Genomic DNA, 23,527 nt, shown 5'->3' on the forward strand with positions numbered 1-23,527 from the left:
CCATGTCCGAGCTCACGCTGCTGCTGATCCGGCTCGCGTTCCTGGCGGTGCTGTGGTTTTTCGTCATTGCCGCAGTCGGCGTGATCCGGACTGACTTGTTCGGGTCACGTACGGCTCCCGCCGGCCCGGGCAAAGGGGCCAAACCGGCCAAGCCCGCGCCCAAGCCCAAGAGCAGGAAGGGGGAACCCCGCCAGCTCATCGTGACAGGTGGCCCGCTGCAAGGCACCACCATTAATCTCACGGAGACGCCCATCACCATTGGCCGGGCGAACGACGCCACGCTGGTAGTCAGCGACGACTACGCATCCAGCCGGCACGCCCGGCTCTTTCCCCAGGACGGTCAGTGGATCGTGGAAGATCTCGGCTCTACCAACGGCACGTATCTCGACCGCTCGAAAGTCACCCGCCCGACCCCGGTGCCGCTCGGTGTTCCGATCCGTGTCGGCAAGACAGTCATTGAATTGCGCAAATGACCATCGCACTCCGCTACGCCGCCCGCTCGGACGTCGGCCTCCTCCGCGAAGGAAACGAGGACTCGGCGTACGCCAGCGGCCGCCTGCTCGCCGTCGCCGACGGCATGGGCGGGCACGCACACGGCGAGGTGGCGAGCTCCGTCGCCATCGCCGCGATGGCCTCTCTCGAAGAGGCCCAGCAGGGGGGTGACCTGCTCAACGCCATCGAGGCAGCCGTACGCGACGCCAATCGCAAGCTGCACGAGATGGTGGGACGGGATCCCAGCCTCAAAGGCATGGGCACCACGCTCACCGCCATGCTCTGGAACGGCACCCAGGTCGCGCTGGTGCACGTCGGCGACTCGCGCGCCTACCTGCTCAGACGCGGGGAGCTCTACCAGATCACCCATGACCACACGCTGGTCCAGCAGCTGGTCGACGACGGGCGCATCACGCCCGAGGAGGCCGCGACGCATCCGCAGCGCTCGATCCTGCTGCGGGCGCTCGACGGCAGCGGCGAGGTCGACCCCGACCTGACGCTGCGCGAGGCGCAGGTGGGCGACCGCTACCTCCTCTGCTCCGACGGGCTGTCCGGGGTGGTGAGCGCGGAGACGCTGCACGCCACGCTGACCAACCTCGATGATCCTGAAGAGGCCGTACGCCAGCTCATCGACCTGGCCAACCGCGGCGGCGGGCCCGACAACATCACGTGCGTGATCGCCGACGTGCTGGAGATCACCGACGGCCAGCAGGTGCCCGTCGAGGCCTCCGTCGTCGGCGCCGCGGGCATGACCCGGCTGCACGGCGGCGAGGAGCCGGCGCCGGGGCGAGCGAGCGCGGTGACCGCTCCCCAGCCGGCCATCACCGATGACGACTACGACGAGCCGGTCGCGCGAGCGTCCCGCAAGTCGGGCAAGCGTCGCCGGGTGTGGCCCGTGCTGGTCACCGTGCTGTCCGTGGCCGCCGTCGTCACGGGCGTCGGCGGCTATTTCGGTTGGAAATGGACGCAGGACCAGTTCTTCGTCGGGGCCTGGGCCGACGAAGTGGTCGTCTTCCAGGGCATCCAGCAGGAGGTGGGCCCCGTTCAGTTCTTCAAGGTGGCCCAGCACACCGGCAAGGCCCTGTCCCGGCTCTCGCCGCCCGACCAGGCTCTGGTCAAGGACGGCATCGAGGTCGGCGACGTGGCCGAGGGCCTCACCAAGATCAACACGATGAAGTTCGCGGAACCCACCCCCACCGCGAGCGCGTCGCCATCTCCCACTCCCACAAGGACGAAACCTCAATAGATGAGCGAAGTGGCCGCAGCCCCCGTGCCCATGCCCGCCAAGCGACGCATGGCCCAGCTCGTCATGCTCGCGTTCGCGGTCGTGATCACGATGGGCGCCTACGCCAACGTCGGGCTGGCGATGGACGGGGCGATCCCCTCGGGCATGCTGACGTACGGCTTGAGCCTGGGCGGCCTGATGCTGGCCGCCTACCTCGTGCTCGCCAAGTTCGCGCCGTGGGCCGACCCGCTGATCCTGCCGCTGGTCACGCTGGTCAACGGCCTCGGCCTGGTGATGATCTTCAGGCTGTCGGAGACCGACTCCACGCTGCCGTCGGCCACGCTCGCCTCGCCCAACACCCAGCTGCTGTGGACGCTCATCGGCATCGTGCTGTTCAGCGTCACCCTGATCTTCCTGCGTGACCAGCGCGCCCTGCAGCGGCTCACCTACACCGCCGGCGCGCTGGGGCTGCTGCTGCTGGTCTCGCCGCTGATCCCGTTCCTCGGCCAGGAGATCAACGGCGCCCGCATCTGGATCGGCATCGCCGGACTGGGTCAGATCCAGCCCGCCGAGTTCGCCAAGCTGGCGCTGGTCGTCTTCTTCGCCGGCTACCTCGTGGCCAAGCGCGACGTGCTCGCCCTGGCCGGGCGGCGGCTGCTCTTCATCGACCTGCCGCGCGCCCGCGACCTCGGCCCGGTGCTCATCACCTGGGGCGTCAGCCTGGGCATCCTGGTCCTGCAGAAGGACCTGGGCTCCTCGCTGCTGCTGTTCGGCACGTTCATCGCGATGCTCTACATCGCCACCCAGCGCATCTCCTGGGTGATCATCGGCATCCTGCTCTTCCTGGGCGGCGCGATCCTGGCCGGCATGGTCTTCGACCACGTCCAGCAGCGCTTCGAGGTCTACCTCGACCCCGCCAACGAGGAGCTCTACAGGGCGGTCGGCGGCAGCGAGCAGCTCATGCAAGGCCTGTTCGCCATGGGATCCGGCGGCATCCTCGGCACCGGGCTCGGCCAGGGCCACCCCGAGCTGATCCCGCTGGCCTTCTCCGACTTCATCTTCCCCGCCACCGGCGAGGAGCTGGGCCTGACGGGCCTGATGGCGATCCTCGTGATCTACGCGCTGATCGTGCAGCGCGGTCTGCGCACCTCGCTCGCCGCCCGCGACCCGTTCACCAAGCTGCTGTCCGCCGGCCTGTCGTTCCTGCTGGCCTGGCAGATCTTCATCATCGTCGGCGGTGTCACCAATCTCATCCCCCTGACCGGCCTGGTCACCCCCTTCATGTCCCAGGGTGGCTCGGCGCTGCTGTCCAACTGGATCCTCATCGCGCTGCTCGTGCGCATGTCCGACGCGGCGCGCAGGCCGCCGCCCCAGGCGATCCAGAACGAAGGAATGACGCAGGTGTTCCAGCGATGAACCGGACTATCAAGCGCGCCGCCGTGGCCTGCCTGGCCATGTTCGGCCTCCTGATGATCAACGTGAACGTCCTCCAGGGCGTCCGCGCGCAGAGTCTGAGCGACGACGCCCGCAACACCCGCAACTTCTACGAGCGGTACGCCGTGCAGCGCGGGCGCATCACCGCGGGCGGCAAGGTCATCGTGGCCCAGTCGAAGGAGACCAAGGGCGACTTCCGCTTCCTCAGGGAGTATCCCGAGGGCCGCCTGTACGCGCACGTGACCGGCTTCTTCTCGCCCGAGAGCGAGTCGGCCATCGAGCGCAGCGAGAACGACCTGCTCGACGGCTCCAGCGCCGACCTGCTGCTGCAGCGCGGCATCGACCTGTTCACCGGCGAGCCGACCAGGGGCGCCAACGTCGACCTGACGATCAACCCCGAGGCGCAGAAGGCCGCCTACGACGCGCTGCGCGAGAGCGGCAAGCGCGGCGCCGTGGTGGCGATCGAGCCGAAGACCGGCGGCATCCTCGCCATGGTCTCGCTCCCCACGTACGACCCGGCCGAGCTGTCGGGCACCAACAAGTCCGAGGTGTTCGGCCGCTACGACGAGCTGGCCAAGGACAAGAGCCAGCCGCTGCTCAACCGCACCATCGAGAACACCTACCCGCCGGGCTCGACGTTCAAGGTGGTGACCGCCGCCGCCTTCCTGGAGGACGACTCCAGCCGCGGCGCCGACACCACCGTGGACGCCCCGCAGGTGCTCGACCTGCCCAACACGACCGCCGACCTGCCCAACTACGGCGGCGCGGCGTGCGGCTCCGGCCAGGTCACGCTCCGCTTCGCGCTGGAGAGGTCCTGCAACACGCCGTTCGGCAAGATCGGCATCGACCTCGGCCACGAGGCGATGGGCGAGCAGCTGGAGAAGTTCGGCGCGGGCAAGCCGCTGGCCGTCCCGATGTCGGTGGCCAAGAGCGACTTCGGCCCCAAGGAGGACGCGGCGGCCGTCGCCCAGGCCTCCATCGGCCAGCGCAGCAACCAGATGACGCCGCTCCAGATGGCGATGATCGCGGCCGGCATCGCCAACGAGGGCGTGGTCATGAAGCCGTACCTCGTCAACAAGATCACCGACCCCAACGGCGACACGATCGACGAGGCCGACCCCGAGGAGTTCAGCGAGGCGGTCAGCTCCGAGACGGCGGGCGAGCTCACCGACATGATGATCAGCGTCGTGGCCAACGGCACCGCGAACCGCGCGCAGATTCCCGGCGTCCAAGTAGCTGGGAAGACCGGAACCGCCGAGACCGCTCAGGGCCAGCAGCCGCACGCCTGGTTCATCTCGTTCGCCCCCGCGAACGACCCGAAGATCGCGATCGCGGTGATGGTCGAGTCCGGCGCCGTGCGCGGCGGCGGGGAGGCGACGGGTGGCGGAACGGCCGCGCCCATCGCGAAAGCGGTGATGGAGGCGGTGCTGAAGTAATGGACGGTAACGTGCTGAATCATGCGGCTCGGTAACCGCTATCTCCTGATCTCCCGCATCGCCGCCGGCGGCATGGGGGAGGTTTGGCGTGCCCGCGACGAGCTGCTCGGGCGCGAGGTGGCCGTCAAGGTGCTCCACAGCCACATCCACGCCGACCCCGCGTTCCGCGGCCGGTTCCGCAACGAGGCCCGCATCACCGCCGGCCTCGCCGACCCCGGCATCGCGCAGATCTTCGACTACGGAGAGCAGGCCGACCGGGCCTATCTGGTCATGGAGCTGGTGCACGGCGAGCCGCTGTCGACCATCCTGGTCCGCAACGGCCCGCTCGGCGCCGAGGTCACCCTCGACGTGCTCCACCAGACGGCCAAGGCGCTGCACGCCGCCCACTCCTCCGGCGTGATCCACCGCGACATCAAGCCGGGCAACCTGCTGGTGACGCACGAGGGCACGATCAAGGTGACCGACTTCGGCATCGCCAGGGCCATGGAGGCGGCTCCGGTGACGCAGACCGGCACCGTGCTCGGCACCGCCCAGTACGTCAGCCCGGAGCAGGCCCAGGGTCTGCCGCTCACGCCATCGACAGACCTCTACTCCCTGGGCGTGGTGGCCTACGAATGCCTGTCGGGCCGGGCCCCGTTCCACGGCGACAGCGCGGTGGCGATCGCGCTGCGCCACCTCGGCGAGCAGCCGCCGGCGCTGGGCGTCGACGTGCCCGCCCCGGTGCGCGAGCTCGTGGCGGCGCTGCTGGCCAAAGATCCCGCGCATCGGCCCGGCTCCGCGCGGGAGCTGGCCGATCGCGCGTACGTGCTGCGCGAGTCGCTGTCGGCCGGCGGCGCCGACCTCGGCTCGCTGACCGACCCCTCGGGCTTCCCGATCCGTCCCCGCCAGGAAGACCGGACGGCGGACGGGCCCGCGGCCATGGGCGCCGAGCCGGTCACGGAGCTGCAGGAGACGCCGCCGCGGCGCCGGTTCGGGCGGGTGCTGACGACGGCGGCGGCGGCCGGGACCGTCGTGGCCGTGGGTTTCAGCGCGTGGGCGCTCACCCCCGCCCCTCAGACTCCGCCGCTCGTCGTTCCGGAGACGACGACGCCTCCGCTGCCTGCTTCCGACAAGCCCCGGCAGAAGCCCTCACGGACCAAAACCGAGACCCGTCGGCCTCCTGTGGTTACGGTCAAGTCGTCGAGGCCGGTAGCCTCGCCGTCGGCTACGGTAAGCAAGTCGGCTACGCCGACGACGCAGCCGACGCCGAGCCCGACCCCGACCAGGACCCGTACCCCGACCCCCACGCCGACCCCGACCCCCACCACGACGCCGACGACCCCGACACCTTCCGCCTCGCCGGACCCGGGTGACTCGAACCCGCCGAAGGAGGAGACGTGACGCGCCAACGGGTCGATGATGGACACCGGCGGCCGCCCCCCGAGCAGGCCGGCACCAAGATGAACGGTAAGGGACAGTGCAGGAAATGACTCAGCCTCGGCTTCTCGGAGGTCGCTACGAGCTCGACGGTGTCGTCGGGCGCGGCGGCATGGCCGAGGTGTATCGCGCCAGAGACATCCGGCTGGACCGGATCGTCGCGATCAAGACCCTTCGGTCGGACCTGGCCCGTGATCACACCTTCCAGGCCCGTTTCCGCCGTGAGGCCCAGTCTGCGGCGTCGCTGAACCACCCGGCCGTGGTCGCGGTCTACGACACCGGCGAGGACGTCACCGACGGCGCCCCCGTGCCCTACATCGTGATGGAGTACGTCGACGGCAGGACGCTGCGCGACCTGCTCCGCGCCGACCGGCGGCTGATCCCGGAACGCGCGACCGAGCTGGTCGACGGCATCCTGCGCGCGCTCGACTACAGCCACCGCGGCGGCATCGTGCACCGCGACATCAAGCCGGCCAACGTGATGATCACCACGGCCGGCGACGTCAAGGTGATGGACTTCGGCATCGCCCGCGCGATGGCCGACTCGGCCGCCACGATGACGCAGACGGCCCAGGTCATCGGCACCGCCCAGTACCTCTCGCCGGAGCAGGCACGCGGTGAGCGCGTCGACGCCCGCAGCGACATCTACTCAACCGGTTGCGTGCTCTACGAGCTGCTCACCGGCCAGCCGCCGTTCACCGGCGACTCCCCCGTCGCGATCGCCTACCAGCACGTCCGCGAGGAGCCGATCCCGCCGTCGCAGATCGACCCGGAGATCCCCCAGTGGGCCGACGCGATCGTGCTCAAGGCCATGGCCAAGGATCCGGCGCACCGCTACCAGAGTGCGGCCGAGATGCGGGCCGACATCCAGCGCGCCATGTCCGGCATGCCGGTCGACGCCCAGACGATGGCGATGAACGGCTACGGTCAGGGCACCCGCATGATGACGGCCACCCAGGCCGCCACCGGCCCGGCCACCCAGCACTCCAGCGCCGTCCCGCCCTACGAGTACGACGAGGGCGGCGGCCGGGGCGGGCGCCGCCGGGCGAACAACGGCGGCGGCAACGCGGTCAAGACCGCCCTGTGGATCATCATCCCGCTGCTGGTCATCGGTGCCTTCATCACCTTGGGCTACGTCATGTTCAGCGGCGGCGGCAGCCCGACGGCCCCGACCACGGTCAAGGTGCCGGGGCTGGAGGCGAAGACGCGTGAATACGCCGAGAGCCAGCTGAAGCAGCTCGGCCTCACGGCGGAGGTCACCGAGGAGTTCAGCGCCGAGTACGACAAGGACACGGTCATCGAGACCGATCCGGCCGAGGGCACCGAGGTGGAGAAGGGCGCCACGGTCAAGGTCGTGGTCTCCAAGGGCGCGGAGAAGGTGAAGGTCCCCGCCGACCTCATCGGCATGACCACCGAAGAGGCCAACGCCAGGCTGACCGAGCTGGGGCTCAGCAGCACGATCAAGACGCGCGCGTCCAGCCAGCCGGAGGGCAAGGTCTTCCGCACCGATCCCAAGGCCGGCGCCTCGGTCGCCAAGGGCGACACGGTGACCCTCTTCATCCCGAAGGAGGCCGTAGCCGTACCGAGCGTCCAGGGCATGACCGAGGAGGAGGCCCGCCGCACCCTGGAGGAAGCGGGCTTCAAGGTCAAGGTCGTCACCCAGCCGAGCGACCAGGCCCAGGGCACGGTCATCCAGCAGAACCCGGGTGAGGGCGCCAAGCTCCAGCCCAACATGACGGTCACCATCGTCGTGTCGCAAGGCCCGGCGGCCCCCACCCCGACCGAGCAGCCGTCGGACGACTTCCCGACCGACGACTTCCCGACGGACGACGTCCCGACCGACGACGGCGACGACGGCTTCCCGAGCCAGGACGAGCCCCCAGGCGACGTAGGCGACGGCCTAGGCTAAAAAAGGGCCGCCATCCCCACAGGGGCTGGCGGCCCTTCACATCAAAAACCCCTCCGCCCCACCAACAAAGGACCGACTCCAGTGCCCGACCTCCGTACAGGGAAGGTCTTGCGAGGAGCGCCGGTGTCTGGACTGAGGAGAGAGGGAGCGCAGCGACCGAACGACGAGGGAAGACACCGGATCTGAGCGACGAGCCGGCGATCCGAAGGATCGCCAAATAGAAGCGCGCCCCCGCCGCTCGGGGGCAACGGCGGGGACGCTCATCTGTCTGTCGCTCTGAGGCTCCGGTTCGTTACAGCGTTTTCTCCAGCCAGTTTCCGAGCAGCCGGTGGCCGTGCTCGGAGAGCACCGACTCGGGGTGGAACTGGACGCCCTCGACGGGCGCGGCGCGGTGGCGCAGGCCCATGATGACGCCGTCGCCGGTGCGGGCGGTGACTTCGAGCTCCTCGGGGACGGTCTCGGGGAGCACGGCCAGCGAGTGGTAGCGCGTCATGCGGACGGGCGAGGGCAACGTCGCGAACACCCCCTTGCCGTCGTGGCTGATCGCGCTGGTGCCGCCGTGCACGAGGTCGGGGGCGCGGGCGACGGTGGCGCCGTAGGCGTGCGCGATGGCCTGGTGGCCGAGGCAGACGCCGAGCAGCGGCTGCCCGCGCCGGGCGGCGTGGCGGACGAGCGGGACGCTGACCCCGGCAGCTTCGGGTGTGCCGGGGCCGGGGCTGATCAGGACGCCGTCATAGCCGTCGGCGTCGTCCACCCGCACCTCGTCGCGGGGCCGCACGTCGCAGCTCGCGCCCAGCACCTTCAGGTACTGGACGATGGTGTGCACGAAACTGTCGTGGTTGTCCACGACCAGCACGCGGGTCATCGGCGCACCGTCACCTCGTCGAGCGTCACAGCGGGTTCCAGGAGCGGGAACACCGAGAACCAGAGTACGGCCATCGCCGTGGCGACCAGCAGGGCGGCCCACAGCAGCCGCCGTCCTGGACCGCCGGGGAGCCTGCGCCACAGCCAGCCGTACATCGTCATGCCTTCCTGGGCTCGGTGTCCTTCAGCACCCCGTACACGATCAGCCGTTGCGCCGCCGAGTACTCGGGGTGGCAGGTCGTCAGCGTGATGTACGCCCGGATGGGCCGCAGGCCCGGCATGCCGGGCACCGGGGCGAGCACGTCCACCTCGCCGGGCTCGACGATGTCCTGCGAGGTGACCCGGTAGGTGTAGCGGGCCTCGCGGGCCTCGACCACGAGCTCGTCGCCGCGTTCCAGCTCGTCGACGCGGTTGAACGGGGCCGCGTACGTGGTGCGGTGGCCGGAGACGACGAAGTTGCCGACCTGGCCGGGCATGGCGGTGCCGGGGTAGTGGCCGGGGCCCTTCTTCAGGTGCTCGGCCCGTACGCCCTCGACCACCGCGTAGCGGAAGTCGTGGCCCAGCCTGGGGATGCGCAGCAGCGCCACGGCGTCGCCCAGCTCGACGGCGGGCGGCCGGGCGGCGTTCTCGGCGGCCAGCGCGCGCTGCAGCAACAGCTGCTGGCTCGCCGTGTAGGCGCCGGTGCCCCAGAGCAGATAGGCGCAGAAGAGCGCCAGAACCAGGCCGGCGGTGATGCTCAGCTCCCCCGTGGTCCGCAGCACGATCCGCACCCGACCAGGGTAAGCGGGACGACTCCGGGCGCCGGGGATCGCCATCCCGTGCGCGTGGCGACTATCCTGGGGCTCGCTACCACTACCCTTTACGCAGAGCCTGCGGACGATCCGGAAGCCCAGGCCCTCAGCAGGAGTCATCCAGTGCCCAAGCCCAAGACGCGCAAGAAGGCGGTTTACACCCCGCCGCAGAAGACCCAGCAGATCAAGGTCAGCCCTCGCTGGCTGGCGCCGACGATGGTCGCCGCGTGGATCATCGGCATCCTGTGGATCGCCACCTACTACGTGGCCCCGCGGGCGCCCTTCATCGGCGATCTGCAGAACTGGAACCTGCTGATCGGGTTTGTTTTCATCATCTTCGGTGTGGTTCTTTCCACCCGCTGGCGCTAGTTCTTTTCCACAGCTTTTCCACAGCTGGGGACGTCAGCCCAGGATCGCCATGGTGATCATGGGAATTCTGACGACCACGAGCACGGCGAGCAGTGCCACGAACCCCGCGACCGCCGCCCCCTGCCACACGGCGCGGTTCTCCCGGGGCGCGTAGGCCAGCGCCGCCGACAGCGCTGCCCCGGTGACCAGGCCGCCGATGTGGCCGGTCCAGCTGATGCCGGGGACGATGAAGGTGATGGCCAGGTTGATCGCGATCAGCACGGCGATGCCGCGCACGTCCAGGTTCAGCCTGCGCCCCACCACGAACACCGCGCCGAACAGGCCGAAGATGGCTCCCGAGGCGCCGACGGTGAGGATGCGCGGGTTGTCCATCCACAGCCCGAGGACCGACCCGCCGAGCGCGCTCACCAGATAGAGCGCGACGAAGCGGACGTGTCCGAACGCCCGCTCCAGGTACGGCCCGATCACGTAGAGGGCCCAGCTGTTGAACAGGATGTGGAACATCCCGCCGTGCACGAACGCGGCGGTGATCAGCCGGTAGTACTCGTCGCCCAGGGCCACGAAGAGGGAGTTCATGCCCAGGAGGCGCTGGATGTCCGGCACGAAGTACTGTGCGACGAAGACGAGCACGTTGGCCGCCAGGATCGTCCACGTCACGTAGGGAGCGCGGACCACCGCGCCGCCGAACGTCGACTTCGCCTGCCGGATCCCCCGGTTGCCCTCGGCCACGCACTCGGGACATTGGAACCCCACCGCCGCGTCGCGCATGCAGTCGGGGCAGATGGGCCGGTCGCACCGCTGGCAGCGGACCCACGTCTCCCTGTCGGGGTGCCGGTAGCACGTGGGGACCGTCTCCGCGGGCTGCTCGGGCTGCGAGGGCGGGAGGGGCGGCTGGCTGGTCATGCCCGCAGCCTAAAGCCTGCGGGCCACTCCCGCGTCCGCTGCTCGGACGGGGTGACGCCGCCTCCCGCGCGCCGGGCCGGCGCGGCCCGGCTTCCGGGAAGGGGGGCCTGCAGAGCGCAGGAACCCGGAAGGCCGGACAGGCGGCCGCGCGTCAGGCCGGGACGCGGTCGATGGTGACCGACTCCAGGACGACTTCCTCGACCGGCTTGTCGTTACGCCCGGTCTTGGTCTTGGAGATGGCGTCGACGACGTCCTGCCCCTCGACGACCTCGCCGAAGATCGTGTGGCGGCCGTTGAGGTGCGGCGTGGGCACGGTCGTGATGAAGAACTGCGACCCGTTGGTGCCCTTCCCCATCTTCTTGCCCGCGTTGGCCATGGCCAGCAGGTAGGGACGGTTGAAGTAGAGCTCGGGGTGGATCTCGTCGTCGAACTCGTAGCCCGGCCCGCCGAAGCCCTCACCGAGCGGGTCGCCGCCCTGGATCATGAAGTTCGGGATGACACGGTGGAAGATCGTGCCGTCGTAGTAGCGGTCGTTACTCTTCTCGCCGGAGCCCGGGTGGGTCCACTCGCGGGAGCCTTCGGCCAGCTCCACGAAGTTTCGCACCGTCTTGGGGGCTCTGTTGGGAAAGAGCTCGACCTTGATCATGCCGCGATTGGTCTGCAGATTCGCAATCAGCTTCTCAGCCACGAGACAGCTGCCTTCCTCTATGCACAGGGTGGAATTGTGGTGTTTTGACAACCATGGCCCTAAGGCCTCCGCCGCCATCCTCCCACGGCGGGCCATGATTGAGCCGCTTTGTATCGGGAAGGTCACGCGCGGGGCCCCAACGACAGGGGAGGTAGTCGTGTCCCTGACACTGAGAAGACGACGCCGCGTGGTCATAGAAGTGCCCACCACGTGGCAGGGCCGGATGAAGGCCCAGGCCATGAAAACCGGCGCGCGCATGGCGCCGATGGCCGACCAGGCCAAGCTGGCCGCCAACAGGCGGGTCGACGACGCCCGGATGTGGGCTGCACCCAGGCTGAAGAAGGCCGCCCACCGGGTCGAGGACCAACTCGCACCGGCAGTCAGCTCGATGCTGAACGACGCCGCGATCCGGGTCAGCCCGGTCCGGCGGCAGCAGTCGCGGCGCTGGCCGACGGCCGTCCTGGTGACCGGTCTCGCCATCGGCGCGGCCGGCTTCATGTTCTACCGGCGTAACGCCCAGCAGTGGACCGAGCACATGAAGGACTCCGCGTCCGACGCGTCTCGCTGGGCACACGAGCGGTCCGACAGGGCCGTCCAGTCCACGGGCCCGGCCGGCGCGCCGGTGTCCGAGACGACGGATGAGGCATCTCACCGGATGCCATGATCCGCGATGAAGGCGCGCCCCCGGTTTCGGGGGCGCGCCTTTTCGTCTGCTCGTACGTGACATTCATCACCATATTGGGCCTTATAGGGTCATTCTCATGCTGTACGGCCGAGCCACCGAGATCGCCGCGATCCAGGGTGTGATCGACGCGGCGCCGGCCGGTGCGGGAGAGGCCCTGCTGCTGCGGGGCGAGGCCGGCATCGGCAAGTCGGCCCTGCTCGATCTGGCCGCCACCCTGGCCGGGCCGCGGCTGACCGTCCTGCGCGCGTGGGGCGTCGAGGCCGAGGCCGACCTGGCGTTCGCCGCGCTGCACCAGCTGCTGCGGCCGGTGACCGGGCTGCTCGACGCGCTCCCGGCGCCGCAGCGCCAGGCCGTGGCCGGGGCGCTCGGGCTGGCGGCGCCGGCCGAGGACCGGTTCCTGGTGGCGGCCGGGGTCCTGTCGCTGCTGGCGGAGGCGGCGGAGGACGGCGGCGTGCTCTGCCTGGTGGACGACCTCCAGTGGCTGGACCGGGCGTCGGCCGACGCGCTGCTGTTCGCGGCCCGGCGTGTCCGCACCGAGCGGGTCGGGATGCTGCTGGCGGTCCGGGGTGACGGCGTCCACAAGGGTGTTCCCGAGCTGCGACTGCGCGGGCTGGACGACGAGAGCGCGGCCACGCTGGTGGACTCGCTGGCCCCGGCGGCGCCCCCGGTCCGCGCCCGCCTGGTGTCGCTCACCGGCGGCAACCCTCTCGTCCTCGGCGAGACCCTGGCGTCCCTGAGCCCCGACCAGCTCGCCGGCCGCCTCCCCCTCCCCGACCCCCTGCCGGGCGGCGCCCAACTCTTCGGCGACCAGGTGACCCGCCTCTCGGCCCCGGCCCGCCGCGTCCTCCTCGCGGCATCCCTGGAACCGGACCTCACCCTGACCCTCCGCACCGCGTCCCTCCTGGACTCACCCGTACGGACCCAGCACGAGCAACCACCGACCGAGACGGAGACCCCCGCAGATGCGCCGGCGCGCGCAACCACCCCACCCGAGATGGAAACCGCCGCGAGAGCGCGGCCGAACGAGACCACGCCGTCCGTGGCGGAGACCGACGTACGGGCATGGCCGAACGGGGATGGTCCGTCCAGGGAGGCACCCGCGAGGGCGCGTGTGACGGAAGCGTCGGTGCGGGCACCCGCACGGGAGCTGCCTGCGGCGGTGAGCCTGCGCGAAGAGGTTGCTCTGGCCGGGCTCTATGAGGCGGAGAAGGCAGGGCTCGTGGTGGTGGACGGGGCGGCGGTCCGGTTCCGGCATCCTCTGGTGCGGTCGGCGGTGCACGGGGCGGCGGGCCCGGTGGAGGTACGGCGGGCGCACGCGGTGCTGGCCGAGCTGGTGGAAGGTGACAGGCGGGCCTGGCACCTGGCGGCCGCCGCCATGGGGCGGGACGAGCCGGTGGCCGCCGCGCTGGCCGCCGCGGCCGACGGAGCCCGAGCCAGAGGCGGGTACGGCGACGCGGCGACGGCACTGGGCCGTGCGGCGGAGCTGACCCCCGACCCCTGGACCCGCGCCCGCCGCTACACGGACGCGGCCACCGCAGCCTGGCTCGGCGGCCGTCCAGGCCAGGCCCAGACCTACCTCGCCGAGGCCCACGCCCTCACCCAGAACCACCCCACCCACACCCCCACAGAACCCCTCCACGAGACAACACCCGCACACCAGAAAGAAGGCTCACCCCTCACGCCCCCGAACCACCCAACGCCCCGTCCCGCACCAGAGACCGGCGACGAGAGACCACTCGCTCACGAGCGGGAAAGGGCGCCGGAGACGGAAGCCACATCCCCTTACACAGTGCACCGTCCCTCAGCGGACGCCCGGGACGAGACGACCGCTGGCAGAACGCCCACCCGGGAACAAGAAGGGCCGCCGGCAGCCACCCCCTTGACCCGGTTCCCGACCGGCGGGAGAACACCCGCTCGGGGAGAAGGGCCGTCCGAAGCCGCGCCCTTGACCCGTACCCCGGAGGAGACCCGCGCTGAGACCGCCCGTGGGAGGGCGCCCGTCCAGGAGGGGGAAGGGTCTGCGAAGGCGGAAGCCACATCCCCTCACAGAGCGAACCGTCCCCCAGCAGACGCCCGGGACGAGACGGCTGGAGGGAGGAGCGGTCCCAAGGGGTTCGATGGGTTGCGGCGGGAGATCAGGCAGTTGCGGGGGCGGTTCGAGTTGAACTCCGGGGACGCCGCGGAGGCCGTGCGGATCCTCGCCGGGGGCGACAGCATGGAGATGCTGGCCGACGCCGCCGAGGCGGCGAACTACGTGGGCGACATCCCGGCTCTCGTGGAGATCGGGCGCAGGGCGCTGGCGCATCCGCCGGGGTTCCTGCGGGACGTGGTGGCCGGGATCGGGGCGCGGCTCGACGACGGCGGCGGGGCGGAGCTGCTGCGGGGTGCGCTGGCGAGGACCGGGGAGCTGCGGGAGGCGGCCGAGTTCCTGTGGGCGTCGGCGGCGGCGAGCTATCTGGGCGAGGCGGACGTGTCGGCCGAGCTGGTCGGGCGGGCGGGCCGGGTGGCGCGCGTGTCCGGCATGGTCGGGCAGCTACCGGTGGTGCTGGAGTTCGTGTCCACGGGCGAGCGGCTCAGGGGCAGGCTGGCCGAGAGCGAGGCCGTAGCCGAGGAAGGGCTGGCGCTGGCCAGGGAGGCCGGATACACCAACAGCGAGGCCGCCCATCTGGCGAACCTGGCCGTGGTGGCGGCGCTGCGCGGCCAGGAGGAGTCCTGCCGGGAGCACGCGCGCCGGGCCCTGGCGATCGCGGTGCCGCACCGGGTGGGGCTGCGCGCGGGTGTGGCCTCGTACGCGCTGGCGATGCTCGATCTGGGGCTGGGCAGGTACGACGCGGCGCATGCCCGGTTCACCGCCCTGGCGGCGGCGGGGCATCCGACGGTGGTGTGGCGGACAGCGCCGGACCGGGTGGAGGCGGCCGTGGCCGCGGGTGAGCCGGAGGCGGCCCGCGAGGCCCTGGACGGGCTGGAACGGTGGGCGGCGAACGCCGGCACGCCCGAGTCGCGGGCGTCGCTGCTGCGCTGCCGGGCGCTGGTGGACGGGGACGCGGCGCTGTTCGAGGAGGCGGCGCGGCTGCACGGGGAGCCGTTCGAGGCGGCGCGCACAGCTCTGCTCCACGGCGAGCGGCTGCGCCGTACGCACCGGCCAGGGCAGGCGCGGGGGCGGCTGCGTTCGGCGCTGGAGACGTTCACCCGGTTGCGCGCGGAGCCGTGGGCCCGGCGCGCGAGCGGGGAGCTGCGCGCGGCCGGGGAGGCGGCGGGCGACGTGCCGGAGGCCGACCCTGCGGCGGCCCTGACGCCGCAGGAGCTGCGCATCGCGCGCCTGGTGGCCGAGGGGGCGTCGAGCAAGGACGTGGCGGCGCGGTTGTTCCTCAGCCCGCGCACGGTCGAGTATCACCTGTACAAGATCTATCCCAAGCTCGGCATCACCAGTCGTACTGAACTCGCCCGCCTTCTGTAGTGCCCAGTAGTCCTACGGAAGGCACCGGCGCCGGTCGGGGCCAAGCTTGGAGGCATGACAGAGAACCTGATCAACGTGGACGGCGTCGAGCTCTGGACGGAGGAGTTCGGCGACCCTGATCACCCGCCCGTTCTCCTGGTGATGGGGTCGATGTCGCAGGGCGTGCTGTGGCCGGAGGAGTTCGTCGGCAGGCTGGTGGCTGGCGGGCGCAGGGTCATCCGCTACGACCATCGCGACACCGGCAGATCGGGCACCGTCGACTTCGACGCGAACCCGTACACCTGGCTCGACATCAAGGACGACGTGCTGCGCGTGCTCGACGCGTACGGGCTGGAGAGCGCGCACCTGGTGGGCCACTCGGCGGGCGGGCTGCTCGGGCAGCTGGTGGCGGTGGAGCGGCCGGAGCGGGTACGCACGCTCACCGTGATCGGCTCGTCGCCGCTGGGCGGGCACGAGGGCGAGGTGCTCATGCGGGCGCTCACCGGGCAGCCGCAGCCGGAGGGCAGCCTGCCGCCGCCCACGCCGGAGTTCACGGCGTTCTACACCGAGGCGATCCAGAGCCCGCCGCCGGCCAGCCGGGGCGAGCAGATCGACCGGATGATCGCCGAGGCGCGGGTGCTGAACGGGACGGCGCTGCCGTTCGACGAGGACGCCGAGCGGCGGCTGGCCGAGCGGGTCTTCGAGCGGGCCAGGGACCTGGCGGCGGTGGTCAACCACCGGCGGGCGGCCGCCGCGAACCCCGGCTTCGAGCCCGAGGGCGTGCTCGGCCGGGTCGAGGCGCCGACGCTGGTCATCGAGGGCACGCACGAGCCCGCCAAGCCCGGCCACGGCGCGCTCATCGCCGCGGCCATCCCCGGCGCGGAGCTGCTCATGGTGCGGGACATGGGGCACATGCTGCCGGCTCAGGTCCGCGACGAGGTGGCGGACGCGATCCTGCGTCACACGGCCGAGCCCACCGCATGAGACCACCAAGATCCCGGACGACCCTCCACGGACGGGGGCGGAGTCAGGTGATCCCCAAGCGCGGGACGGGCGGGGTCAGGTGAGTGCGGAGATCGCGGCGAGGGCGTCGACGATCTGGCGGGAGTCGGGGGTGCTGTCCGGGTCGAGCAGCCATTGGATCATCAGCCCGTCGGAGATGGCGATCAGCACCGAGACCAGGACCTCGGGCGCGACCGGCAGCTCGACGCCCATCTCGGCGGAGGCCCGCCGCAGCATGCCGACCCCCGCCTCGCGGGCGTCGCCGTACGCGGCCGCGAGGCGCTCGCGCAGCGCCTGCTCGCGCAGCGCCGCGGGGTAGCCCTCGACGCAGCCCATCAGCGTCGGCCGCATCTCGCCGAACACGTCGACCAGCGCGGCCATGGCGCGTTCGAGCAGCTCGCGGGGCGTGCCGAGGCCGCTGCTGAAGATGGCCTTCTCGACCCGCTCGGTCCACCCCTCGAAGCAGGCGATGATGGCCTCGTTGAGCAGGGCGTCCTTGCCTCCGAAGTGATAACCGATGGAGGCGAGGTTGGTGCCCGACGCCGCGACCAGGTCGCGCGCGGTCGTGCGGGCGTAGCCCTTCTCCTGCAGGCAGCTCACCGCACCGGCGAGCAACCGCTCGCGAACCTCTTTCCGTGACACGGCATCCATGCTATCGATATATACAAGCGTCTATGACATACGTACGTATCGGAGGACCTGTGATGCTCCCACCCGGACCGCGACTGCCCGCAGCCGCCCAGACCGCCTGGATCATGCTCGACCCCGCGGGCGCGTTCGACAGGCTGCACCGCGAGTACGGCCCGATCTTCACGGTGCGCTACTTCGGCTTCCCGCCCGAGGTGTACGTCACCACCGCCGAGCTGGCCGAACAGGTCTACCGCACCGACCAGGGCGGCGGCCTGGCCGGCGCCGCGCGGCGCGACTTCCTGGAGCCGATGGTCGGCGCCCACTCGGTGCTGACGCTGGACGGCGACGGCTGGTCACGCCACCGGAAGGCGCTCACCCCGCCGTTAAGAGCCAGGCAGGTGGCCGGCTACCACGACGAGATCGCGGCCATCGCCGCGGAGAAGATCGCGACCTGGCCGCTCGGCGTGCCGATCGCGCTGCGCGACCGCATGCAGGAGATCACCCTGGAAGTGATCATCAGGCTGGTCTTCGGCATCCGCGACGCGGAGCGCCTCGGCCGGCTGCACGCGCTGCTCCCCCGCCTGATCCGGCTCGGCGGCGCGACGTCGGTCGTCATGCTCCCGGCCCGCCTGCGCGAGCGCGCCAAGGGAGTGCCGTTCCTGCCGTACGCGCGCTTCCTGAAGGCACGCGCGGGCGTCGACGCGATCCTGTACGAGGAGATCGCCCGCAGGCGGAGCGCCGGGGCGGACGGCACGGACGTGCTGAGCAGGCTGCTGGAGTCGGGCTTCGACGACCAGGAGATCCGCGACGAGCTGATCACCCTGCTGATCGCCGGTCACGAGACCACGGCGACCAGTCTGGCCTGGGCGTTCGAGCGGCTGCTCCGGCTGCCGCACGTCCTGGAGCGGCTGCCCGACGACGAGCCGTACCTCGACGCGGTGGTGAAGGAGGTGATGCGGGTCAGGCCCGCGGTCTACGAGGCTCCCCGGCTGCTCGACGCCCCGCTCCGGCTGGGTGAGTACGAGATACCGGCCGGATCGTACGCGGGACCGTTCATCCCGCTCGTGCACCGGGACCCGGCGGCTTTCCCGTCACCGGAGGAGTTCAGGCCGGAACGCTTCCTCGATGGTCAGCAGAGCAGGGCCTGGATGCCGTTCGGCGGCGGCCGGCGCTTCTGCGTCGGCGCTCAGCTGGCCCTGCTGGAGATGCGGGTGATCATCAGGGAGGTGTTGCACCGCCTGGATCTCACGGCGCCGGATCCGGCGCCCGAGACCAGGCGGCTCACCAACGTCACCCTGAGTCCCGCACGACTCACCCGCGTTATTGCGCGCGCCCGGTCTCTTGATCGGACGACGTAGCGGGGTGCATGTCGTCACGTCGTTCGTCGGCGCCCAACTCCTCGCGGAGGCGGTCGTAGTCGATGTGATGGCTGGTGTACTTCAGCTGGCGAGCGACCTTCGTCTGCTTCGCCTTGGCTCTTCCTCGGCCCATGGCTCAACTCCCTAGTCCCCGCTGCCCATGCTATCCGACAACGTTACGACTTGAAGAATTATGCAACTGCGCTGGATTAGTCTGTCACTATGCACGTGGAGGTCAACCAGGCCAAGGCGGATTTGTTCCGGACTCTCGGCCACCCCGCTCGCATCAGAGTGTTGGAGCTACTCCAGGAAGGGCCACTTCCCGTCAGGGATCTCCTGGCCCAGATCGACATCGAGGCGTCGAGCCTCTCACAGCAGCTGGCGGTCCTGCGCAGAGCGGGCATCGTGACCGCCATCCGTGAAGGCAGCACCGTGGTCTACACACTGGCCACACCCGAGCTCGCCGACCTGCTGCGGATCGCCCGCCGCATCCTGACCGACATGCTCGCCGACCAGGGCCAGCTGCTCGCCGAGCTCCGGGCGGAGGTCCCCTGACCGGCCCGTGGGCCGGAGCCGCCACCCGGTAGGCTTCGGCCCATGGTCTCCGAGCTGTTCGATCCCAAGGCGTGGCAGGAAGTCGAGGGGTTCGACTTCACCGACATCACCTACCACAGGGCTGTCGACCAGGGCACGGTGCGCATCGCGTTCAACCGCCCGGAGGTGCGCAACGCCTTCCGCCCGCAGACCGTCGACGAGCTCTACCGCGCGTTCGACCATGCCCGGCAGACCACCGACGTCGGGTGCGTGCTGCTGACCGGCAACGGCCCCTCGCCCAAGGACGGCGGCTGGGCCTTCTGCTCCGGCGGCGACCAGCGCATCCGCGGCAAGGACGGCTACCAGTACGCCGACGGCTCGGCCGCGACCGGGCGGCTGCACATCCTCGAGGTGCAGCGGCTGATCCGGTTCATGCCCAAGGTGGTCATCTGCGTGGTGCCCGGCTGGGCGGCGGGCGGCGGCCACAGCCTGCACGTGGTGGCCGATCTCACACTCGCCAGCGCCGAGCACGCCCGGTTCAAGCAGACCGACGCCGACGTGGCGAGCTTCGACGGCGGCTTCGGCTCCGCCTATCTCGCGCGCCAGGTGGGCCAGAAGTTCGCCCGCGAGATCTTCTTCCTCGGCGACACCTACAGCGCGGCCGACGCCCACCGGATGGGCATGGTCAACGCGGTCGTGCCGCACGAGGAGCTGGAGGCCACGGCGCTCGACTGGGCCCGCAAGATCAACGCCAAGTCGCCGACGGCGCAGCGGATGCTCAAGTTCTCCTTCAACCTGATCGACGACGGGCTGGTGGGCCAGCAGGTGTTCGCCGGTGAGGCGACCAGGCTGGCCTACATGACCGACGAGGCCGCCGAAGGGCGCGACTCGTTCCTGGAGAAGCGCGAACCCGACTGGTCGCCGTACCCCTATCACTACTGACGCCCGCTCCCCGCGCGAGGCCCTGACCTCCCGAAAACCGGTTGCCCGGGCGGCCAGACTGGTGGCATGGAGATCGTGGTGCCGCCGGCGTTGACCGAGTCGCATGTCAAGTGGGAGGGCGAGGCGGGACGGGCCTGGTCGGCCGGGCTGCCCGCGCTGGCCAGGCGTTATCTGGAGGAGTGGGGGCTGCGCCTCGACGGCGCGTCCATGCACGGCGTGGTCTCCCTGGTGCTGCCCGTGGTGCGGGCCGACGGCACGCCCGCCGCGCTGAAGCTGCAGCCCGTCACCGACGAGAACGCGACCGAGCCCGTGGGGCTGCGCGCCTGGGCCGGCGACGGGTCGGTGCTGCTGCTGGAGCACGACCCGGCCACCGGGACGATGCTGCTGGAGCGGCTGGACGAGAGCCGGTCGCTGTCGGCGGTGCCGGACGACATGAAGGCGATGGAGATCCTCGCCGAGCTGCTGGCCCGGCTGGTGGCGCGGCCCGCTCCCGAAGGGCTGCGGCGGCTCGGCGACATCGCCGGGCAGATGGTGGAGGACGTGCCCGCGGCACTGGCGAAGCTGCCCCGGGAGGAGGACCGGGCCTGGCTGCGCCGGTGCGCCGCGGCGGTCGCCGATCTCGTCCCCGAGCCCGGCGACCGGCTGCTCCACTGGGATCTGCACTACGACAACGTGCTGGCCGCCGAGCGGGAGCCGTGGCTGGCGATCGACCCGAAGCCGCTGGCCGGCGACCCCGGGTTCGACCTGCTGCCCGCGCTGGACAACCGGTGGGGTGAGGTGGTGGCCTCCGGTGACGTGCGCGGGAGCGTGCTGCGGCGCTTCGACCTGCTGGTGGAGGCGCTGGGGCTGGACCCCGCGCGGGCGGCCGGCTGGACGCTGGGACGGGTGCTGCAGAACTCGCTGTGGAGCGTCGAGGACGGCGAGGACCGCCTCGACGATGTCCAGCTGGCCATCGCCGAGGCGATGGTTCACCGCCAGTAGGCCCGGCGGCCGGGGGTCAGTCCGAGAGGCCGCGCAGGAAGTCGCGGGTGAGGGCCGCGATCTGGGCGAGCCTGGTCTCCAGGGGGAAGTGGCCGGCGTCCAGCAGGTGGATGCGCGCGTCCGGCACGTCCCCGGCGAAGGTGCGCGCGCCGTCCGGGCCGAAGATCTCGTCGTTGCGGCCCCACACGGCCAGCACGGGCGGGCGGTGCGTGCGCAGATACTCCTGCCACTGCGGGTAGAGGGCGACGTTGCCCCCGTAGTCGAGGAAGAGCGCGAGCTGGATGTCGGCGCTGCCCGGCCGGTCCAGCAGCGCCTGGTCGAACAGCGCCTTGTCCGGGTTGACCAGCGTGGTGTCCGGCACGCCGTGCGTGTACTGCCACTGGGTTGCCTCCCAGGTGAAGTACGCCCGCAGCGCCGCCGTGCCGGCCTGCGGGTCTGCCCAGGCCTTCTTGAACGGGTCCCAGAACGGGGTCAGCCCTTCCTCGTACGCGTTGCCGTTCTGGGTGACGATGCCGGTGATCCGCTCGGGATGCCGGACGGCGAGCCGGAAGCCGACGGGTGCGCCGTAGTCGTGCACGTAGAGCGCGTAACGCCGCACGCCGAGCGTGTCCAGCAGCCGGTCCACCACGTCGGCGAAGCGGTCGAAGGTGTAGCCGAACTCTCCGGCGGCGGGCGCCGAGCTGTGCCCGAAGCCGGGGTAGTCGGGCGCGATCAGGTGGAACTCGTCCCGCAGCTCGCCCATCAGCTCCTGGTAGGCGATGGACGAGGTCGGGAACCCGTGCAGCAGGACGAGCGTGGGCGCGGACGGGTCGCCCGCCTCCCGGTAGAAGACGTCGAGCCCGTCGATCCGGACGGTGCGGTAGCGGATGGTCACGGCGAACCTCTTAACCGTTGAAAGTCTTTTCGATGGTTAAGTGGTAGCATGATGATCTGCAACCGGTCAAACTGACTTCAGGGGTTAATCACTGTGAGACTGCGTCCGCTCAGGACCGAACCCGTGGGGCTGGACCTGGTCGACACCGTGTGGATCGACAACGCCACACTGGTCGACCAGTTCGACGATCTCGACGGCGTGCGGGCCTGGCTGGCGGATCACGATCTGCCAGGCGGCGACGACCCGGAGCGCGCCCGCGACCCGCTGGTCCAGGCCCGCGACGCGATGCGCGCGCTGCTTGAGCGGGGCGAGGCGGCCCCGCTCAACGCGGTGCTGGCCCACGGCGCCCGCCGCCCCCAGCTGAGCGGCGCCGAGCCGTACGAGGTCGTCGTCCTGGACGATCCGGCCTGGCACGCGGCCTGGGTGGCGGCCGCCGACCTGGCCCGGGTGCTCGGCGAGCGCCCGGAGCGGGTGCGCAAGTGCGCCAACCCGCGCTGCGTGCTCTGGTTCTACGACGTGAGCAAGAACGGCGGCCGCCGCTGGTGCTCGATGGACGTGTGCGGCAACCGGGCCAAGGTGGGCCGGTTCAACCAGCGGCAGCGCGTCCGTTCCTAGGAGACCGTGATGACGATCTTGCCGGCGCCGTGGCGGGTCTCGATCTCGCGGTGCGCGTCCGCCGCACGCTCCAGCGGGTACGTCCTGCGTACCGGGAACTTGAGCCGGCCCTCGGCGTACAAGGCGGCGTAGCGGGCCAGGCGCTCGGCGCTGCGCGTGCCCCGGGTGACCTTGATGCCCAGCTCGGCGGCCTTGTCGTGCTCGACCAGCGTGAGGATGCGGTCGCGGTCCTTGACCAGCTCCAGCGACACCTCCAGCGCGTCGCCGCCCGCGCCGTCGAGCGCGGCGTCCACCCCGCCGGGGGCGAGGGCGCGCACCCGGTCGGCCAGGCCCGCGCCGTAGGCGACCGGGATGGCGCCGAGGTCGCGCAGGTAGGCGTGGTTCTCCTCGCGGGCGGTGCCGATCACGGTGGCGCCGCGCATCCCGGCGACCTGGACGGCCACCGTGCCGACCGCGCCCGCGGCGGCGTGCACGAGCAGCGTGTCGCCCTCGGTCACGGCGAGCCCGTCGAGGGCCAGCTCGGCCGTCTGCGCTCCGGCGGTCAGCGAGCCGGCCACCTCCCACGGCATCGAGGCCGGCTTGGGGGTCACGTCGCCCGCGTCGACCACCACGTACTCGGCGTAGCAGCGCAGCAGCGAGAACCCCAGCACCTCGGCGCCCGCCGTCACCCCGGTCACCCCCTCCCCCACCTGGTCCACCACGCCGGCGAACTCGTTGCCCGGGATCCGCGGCAGCCCGCCCGTCACCCCCGGCGGGGTCCAGCCGGCCCGGACGGCCGCGTCGAACGGCTGCACCCCGGCGGTCCTCACCCGTACGCGCACCTGGCCGGGGCCGGCCTGCGGAGCCGGCAGCTCCATCACCCGCAGCACCTCGGGGCCGCCGAACTCGGCGAAGGCCGCGGCCCGCATGATCTCGTCGTTCATGCGGCCAGCCTGCTTCCTCA

The 23,527-nt window shown here is 71.1% G+C and carries 23 protein-coding genes and 1 pseudogene; 15 read left to right on the top strand and 9 right to left on the bottom strand.

Annotated elements, in window-relative coordinates:
* Nucleotides 1-2: 2 nt before the first annotated feature.
* The 6 genes from AB0K05_RS30815 (at nucleotide 3) to pknB (ending at nucleotide 7,912) form a co-directional block, all read left to right on the top strand.
* Nucleotides 3-473 (top strand): FHA domain-containing protein, encoded by a 471-nt coding sequence (locus tag AB0K05_RS30815; RefSeq protein WP_148036053.1) that lies wholly within the window; start codon nucleotides 3-5, stop codon nucleotides 471-473.
* Nucleotides 470-1,738 carry a Stp1/IreP family PP2C-type Ser/Thr phosphatase gene (locus AB0K05_RS30820; protein WP_219550777.1) on the top strand — a complete coding sequence of 423 codons (1,269 nt, stop codon included), beginning with the start codon at nucleotides 470-472 and terminating at the stop codon, nucleotides 1,736-1,738. Before AB0K05_RS30815 ends, AB0K05_RS30820 begins: the two co-directional genes overlap by 4 nt.
* Nucleotides 1,739-3,133 carry an FtsW/RodA/SpoVE family cell cycle protein gene (locus AB0K05_RS30825; RefSeq protein WP_271276252.1) on the top strand — a complete coding sequence of 465 codons (1,395 nt, stop codon included), beginning with the start codon at nucleotides 1,739-1,741 and terminating at the stop codon, nucleotides 3,131-3,133.
* A complete protein-coding gene (locus AB0K05_RS30830; RefSeq protein ID WP_219550781.1) occupies nucleotides 3,130-4,587 on the top strand; it encodes a penicillin-binding protein 2 in 1,458 nt (485 codons plus the stop codon). The genes AB0K05_RS30825 and AB0K05_RS30830 overlap by 4 nt, the downstream gene beginning before the upstream one ends.
* 21 nt (nucleotides 4,588-4,608) lie before the next feature.
* Complete coding sequence (locus AB0K05_RS30835) at nucleotides 4,609-5,967, top strand: serine/threonine-protein kinase (protein WP_148036050.1); 1,359 nt, start codon at nucleotides 4,609-4,611, stop codon at nucleotides 5,965-5,967.
* Between the two features lie 85 nt (nucleotides 5,968-6,052).
* Nucleotides 6,053-7,912, top strand: coding sequence for a Stk1 family PASTA domain-containing Ser/Thr kinase (gene pknB / locus AB0K05_RS30840; RefSeq protein WP_148036049.1), 1,860 nt, complete (start codon nucleotides 6,053-6,055; stop codon nucleotides 7,910-7,912).
* A 292-nt stretch (nucleotides 7,913-8,204) separates the two neighbouring features.
* Here pknB and AB0K05_RS30845 read toward each other — a convergent pair whose 3' ends face one another.
* Genes AB0K05_RS30845 through AB0K05_RS30855 form a run of 3 tightly spaced genes read right to left on the bottom strand, consistent with a single transcriptional unit; the run spans nucleotide 8,205 to nucleotide 9,546 of the window.
* Nucleotides 8,205-8,777: a gamma-glutamyl-gamma-aminobutyrate hydrolase family protein gene (locus tag AB0K05_RS30845; protein WP_271276251.1), complete on the bottom strand. Its 573-nt coding sequence runs from the start codon at nucleotides 8,775-8,777 to the stop codon at nucleotides 8,205-8,207.
* Entirely contained in the window at nucleotides 8,774-8,938 is a 165-nt protein-coding gene (locus tag AB0K05_RS30850) for a hypothetical protein (RefSeq protein ID WP_271276250.1), read from the bottom strand. Before AB0K05_RS30850 ends, AB0K05_RS30845 begins: the two co-directional genes overlap by 4 nt.
* Nucleotides 8,935-9,546 (bottom strand): class E sortase, encoded by a 612-nt coding sequence (locus tag AB0K05_RS30855; RefSeq protein ID WP_148036047.1) that lies wholly within the window; start codon nucleotides 9,544-9,546, stop codon nucleotides 8,935-8,937. Before AB0K05_RS30855 ends, AB0K05_RS30850 begins: the two co-directional genes overlap by 4 nt.
* A gap of 144 nt (nucleotides 9,547-9,690) precedes the next feature.
* Here AB0K05_RS30855 and AB0K05_RS30860 point away from each other — a divergent pair, with 144 nt between their 5' ends.
* On the top strand, nucleotides 9,691-9,936 hold the full coding sequence (locus AB0K05_RS30860) for a cell division protein CrgA (RefSeq protein WP_271276249.1): 246 nt from the start codon (nucleotides 9,691-9,693) through the stop codon (nucleotides 9,934-9,936).
* Between the two features lie 33 nt (nucleotides 9,937-9,969).
* Here the strand turns inward: AB0K05_RS30860 and AB0K05_RS30865 are convergent, their stop codons facing one another.
* Together AB0K05_RS30865 and AB0K05_RS30870 are read right to left on the bottom strand one after the other, a co-directional pair.
* Complete coding sequence (locus AB0K05_RS30865) at nucleotides 9,970-10,839, bottom strand: rhomboid family intramembrane serine protease (protein ID WP_364233783.1); 870 nt, start codon at nucleotides 10,837-10,839, stop codon at nucleotides 9,970-9,972.
* 151 nt (nucleotides 10,840-10,990) lie between these two features.
* The gene (locus AB0K05_RS30870) at nucleotides 10,991-11,527 is read right to left on the bottom strand and encodes a peptidylprolyl isomerase (RefSeq protein ID WP_364233786.1); all 537 of its coding nucleotides are present in this window, start codon (nucleotides 11,525-11,527) and stop codon (nucleotides 10,991-10,993) included.
* Between the two features lie 157 nt (nucleotides 11,528-11,684).
* On the opposite strand from AB0K05_RS30870, the gene AB0K05_RS30875 reads away from it, so the two are divergent.
* The 3 genes from AB0K05_RS30875 (at nucleotide 11,685) to AB0K05_RS30885 (ending at nucleotide 16,632) form a co-directional block, all read left to right on the top strand.
* On the top strand, nucleotides 11,685-12,191 hold the full coding sequence (locus AB0K05_RS30875; RefSeq protein WP_148036044.1) for a hypothetical protein: 507 nt from the start codon (nucleotides 11,685-11,687) through the stop codon (nucleotides 12,189-12,191).
* Nucleotides 12,192-12,288: 97 nt separating this feature from the next.
* Nucleotides 12,289-15,669 (top strand): AAA family ATPase, encoded by a 3,381-nt coding sequence (locus AB0K05_RS30880; protein WP_364233790.1) that lies wholly within the window; start codon nucleotides 12,289-12,291, stop codon nucleotides 15,667-15,669.
* Between the two features lie 54 nt (nucleotides 15,670-15,723).
* Nucleotides 15,724-16,632 carry an alpha/beta hydrolase gene (locus AB0K05_RS30885; RefSeq protein WP_364233793.1) on the top strand — a complete coding sequence of 303 codons (909 nt, stop codon included), beginning with the start codon at nucleotides 15,724-15,726 and terminating at the stop codon, nucleotides 16,630-16,632.
* A gap of 75 nt (nucleotides 16,633-16,707) precedes the next feature.
* Here the strand turns inward: AB0K05_RS30885 and AB0K05_RS30890 are convergent, their stop codons facing one another.
* On the bottom strand, nucleotides 16,708-17,292 hold the full coding sequence (locus AB0K05_RS30890; RefSeq protein ID WP_271277287.1) for a TetR/AcrR family transcriptional regulator: 585 nt from the start codon (nucleotides 17,290-17,292) through the stop codon (nucleotides 16,708-16,710).
* 62 nt (nucleotides 17,293-17,354) lie between these two features.
* Here AB0K05_RS30890 and AB0K05_RS30895 point away from each other — a divergent pair, with 62 nt between their 5' ends.
* Nucleotides 17,355-18,638 (top strand): cytochrome P450, encoded by a 1,284-nt coding sequence (locus AB0K05_RS30895; RefSeq protein ID WP_219549912.1) that lies wholly within the window; start codon nucleotides 17,355-17,357, stop codon nucleotides 18,636-18,638.
* Nucleotides 18,639-18,669: 31 nt separating this feature from the next.
* Here AB0K05_RS30895 and AB0K05_RS30900 read toward each other — a convergent pair.
* A pseudogene (locus tag AB0K05_RS30900) lies at nucleotides 18,670-18,771 on the bottom strand (DUF3073 domain-containing protein); the annotation flags it as partial.
* An 89-nt stretch (nucleotides 18,772-18,860) separates the two neighbouring features.
* Here AB0K05_RS30900 and AB0K05_RS30905 point away from each other — a divergent pair.
* From AB0K05_RS30905 to AB0K05_RS30915, 3 genes are all read left to right on the top strand, one after another.
* The gene (locus tag AB0K05_RS30905) at nucleotides 18,861-19,193 is read left to right on the top strand and encodes a metalloregulator ArsR/SmtB family transcription factor (protein ID WP_148036039.1); all 333 of its coding nucleotides are present in this window, start codon (nucleotides 18,861-18,863) and stop codon (nucleotides 19,191-19,193) included.
* Nucleotides 19,194-19,235: 42 nt separating this feature from the next.
* Nucleotides 19,236-20,114, top strand: a complete 879-nt coding sequence (locus AB0K05_RS30910) for a 1,4-dihydroxy-2-naphthoyl-CoA synthase (protein WP_148036038.1) — start codon at nucleotides 19,236-19,238, stop codon at nucleotides 20,112-20,114.
* Nucleotides 20,115-20,180: 66 nt separating this feature from the next.
* A complete protein-coding gene (locus tag AB0K05_RS30915; RefSeq protein ID WP_364233799.1) occupies nucleotides 20,181-21,095 on the top strand; it encodes an aminoglycoside phosphotransferase family protein in 915 nt (304 codons plus the stop codon).
* A 16-nt stretch (nucleotides 21,096-21,111) separates the two neighbouring features.
* Here AB0K05_RS30915 and AB0K05_RS30920 read toward each other — a convergent pair whose 3' ends face one another.
* Complete coding sequence (locus AB0K05_RS30920; protein WP_271277289.1) at nucleotides 21,112-21,969, bottom strand: alpha/beta hydrolase; 858 nt, start codon at nucleotides 21,967-21,969, stop codon at nucleotides 21,112-21,114.
* Between the two features lie 93 nt (nucleotides 21,970-22,062).
* Here AB0K05_RS30920 and AB0K05_RS30925 point away from each other — a divergent pair, with 93 nt between their 5' ends.
* Entirely contained in the window at nucleotides 22,063-22,584 is a 522-nt protein-coding gene (locus AB0K05_RS30925) for a CGNR zinc finger domain-containing protein (protein WP_271277290.1), read from the top strand.
* Here the strand turns inward: AB0K05_RS30925 and AB0K05_RS30930 are convergent.
* Entirely contained in the window at nucleotides 22,581-23,492 is a 912-nt protein-coding gene (locus AB0K05_RS30930; RefSeq protein ID WP_271277313.1) for an NADP-dependent oxidoreductase, read from the bottom strand. The two genes, AB0K05_RS30925 and AB0K05_RS30930, sit on opposite strands and share 4 nt — an antisense overlap.
* Nucleotides 23,493-23,527: the final 35 nt, after the last annotated feature.

It is taken from the genome of Nonomuraea sp. NPDC049486 (assembly GCF_040676925.1).
Taxonomy (GTDB): Bacteria; Actinomycetota; Actinomycetes; order Streptosporangiales; family Streptosporangiaceae; genus Nonomuraea; species Nonomuraea ferruginea.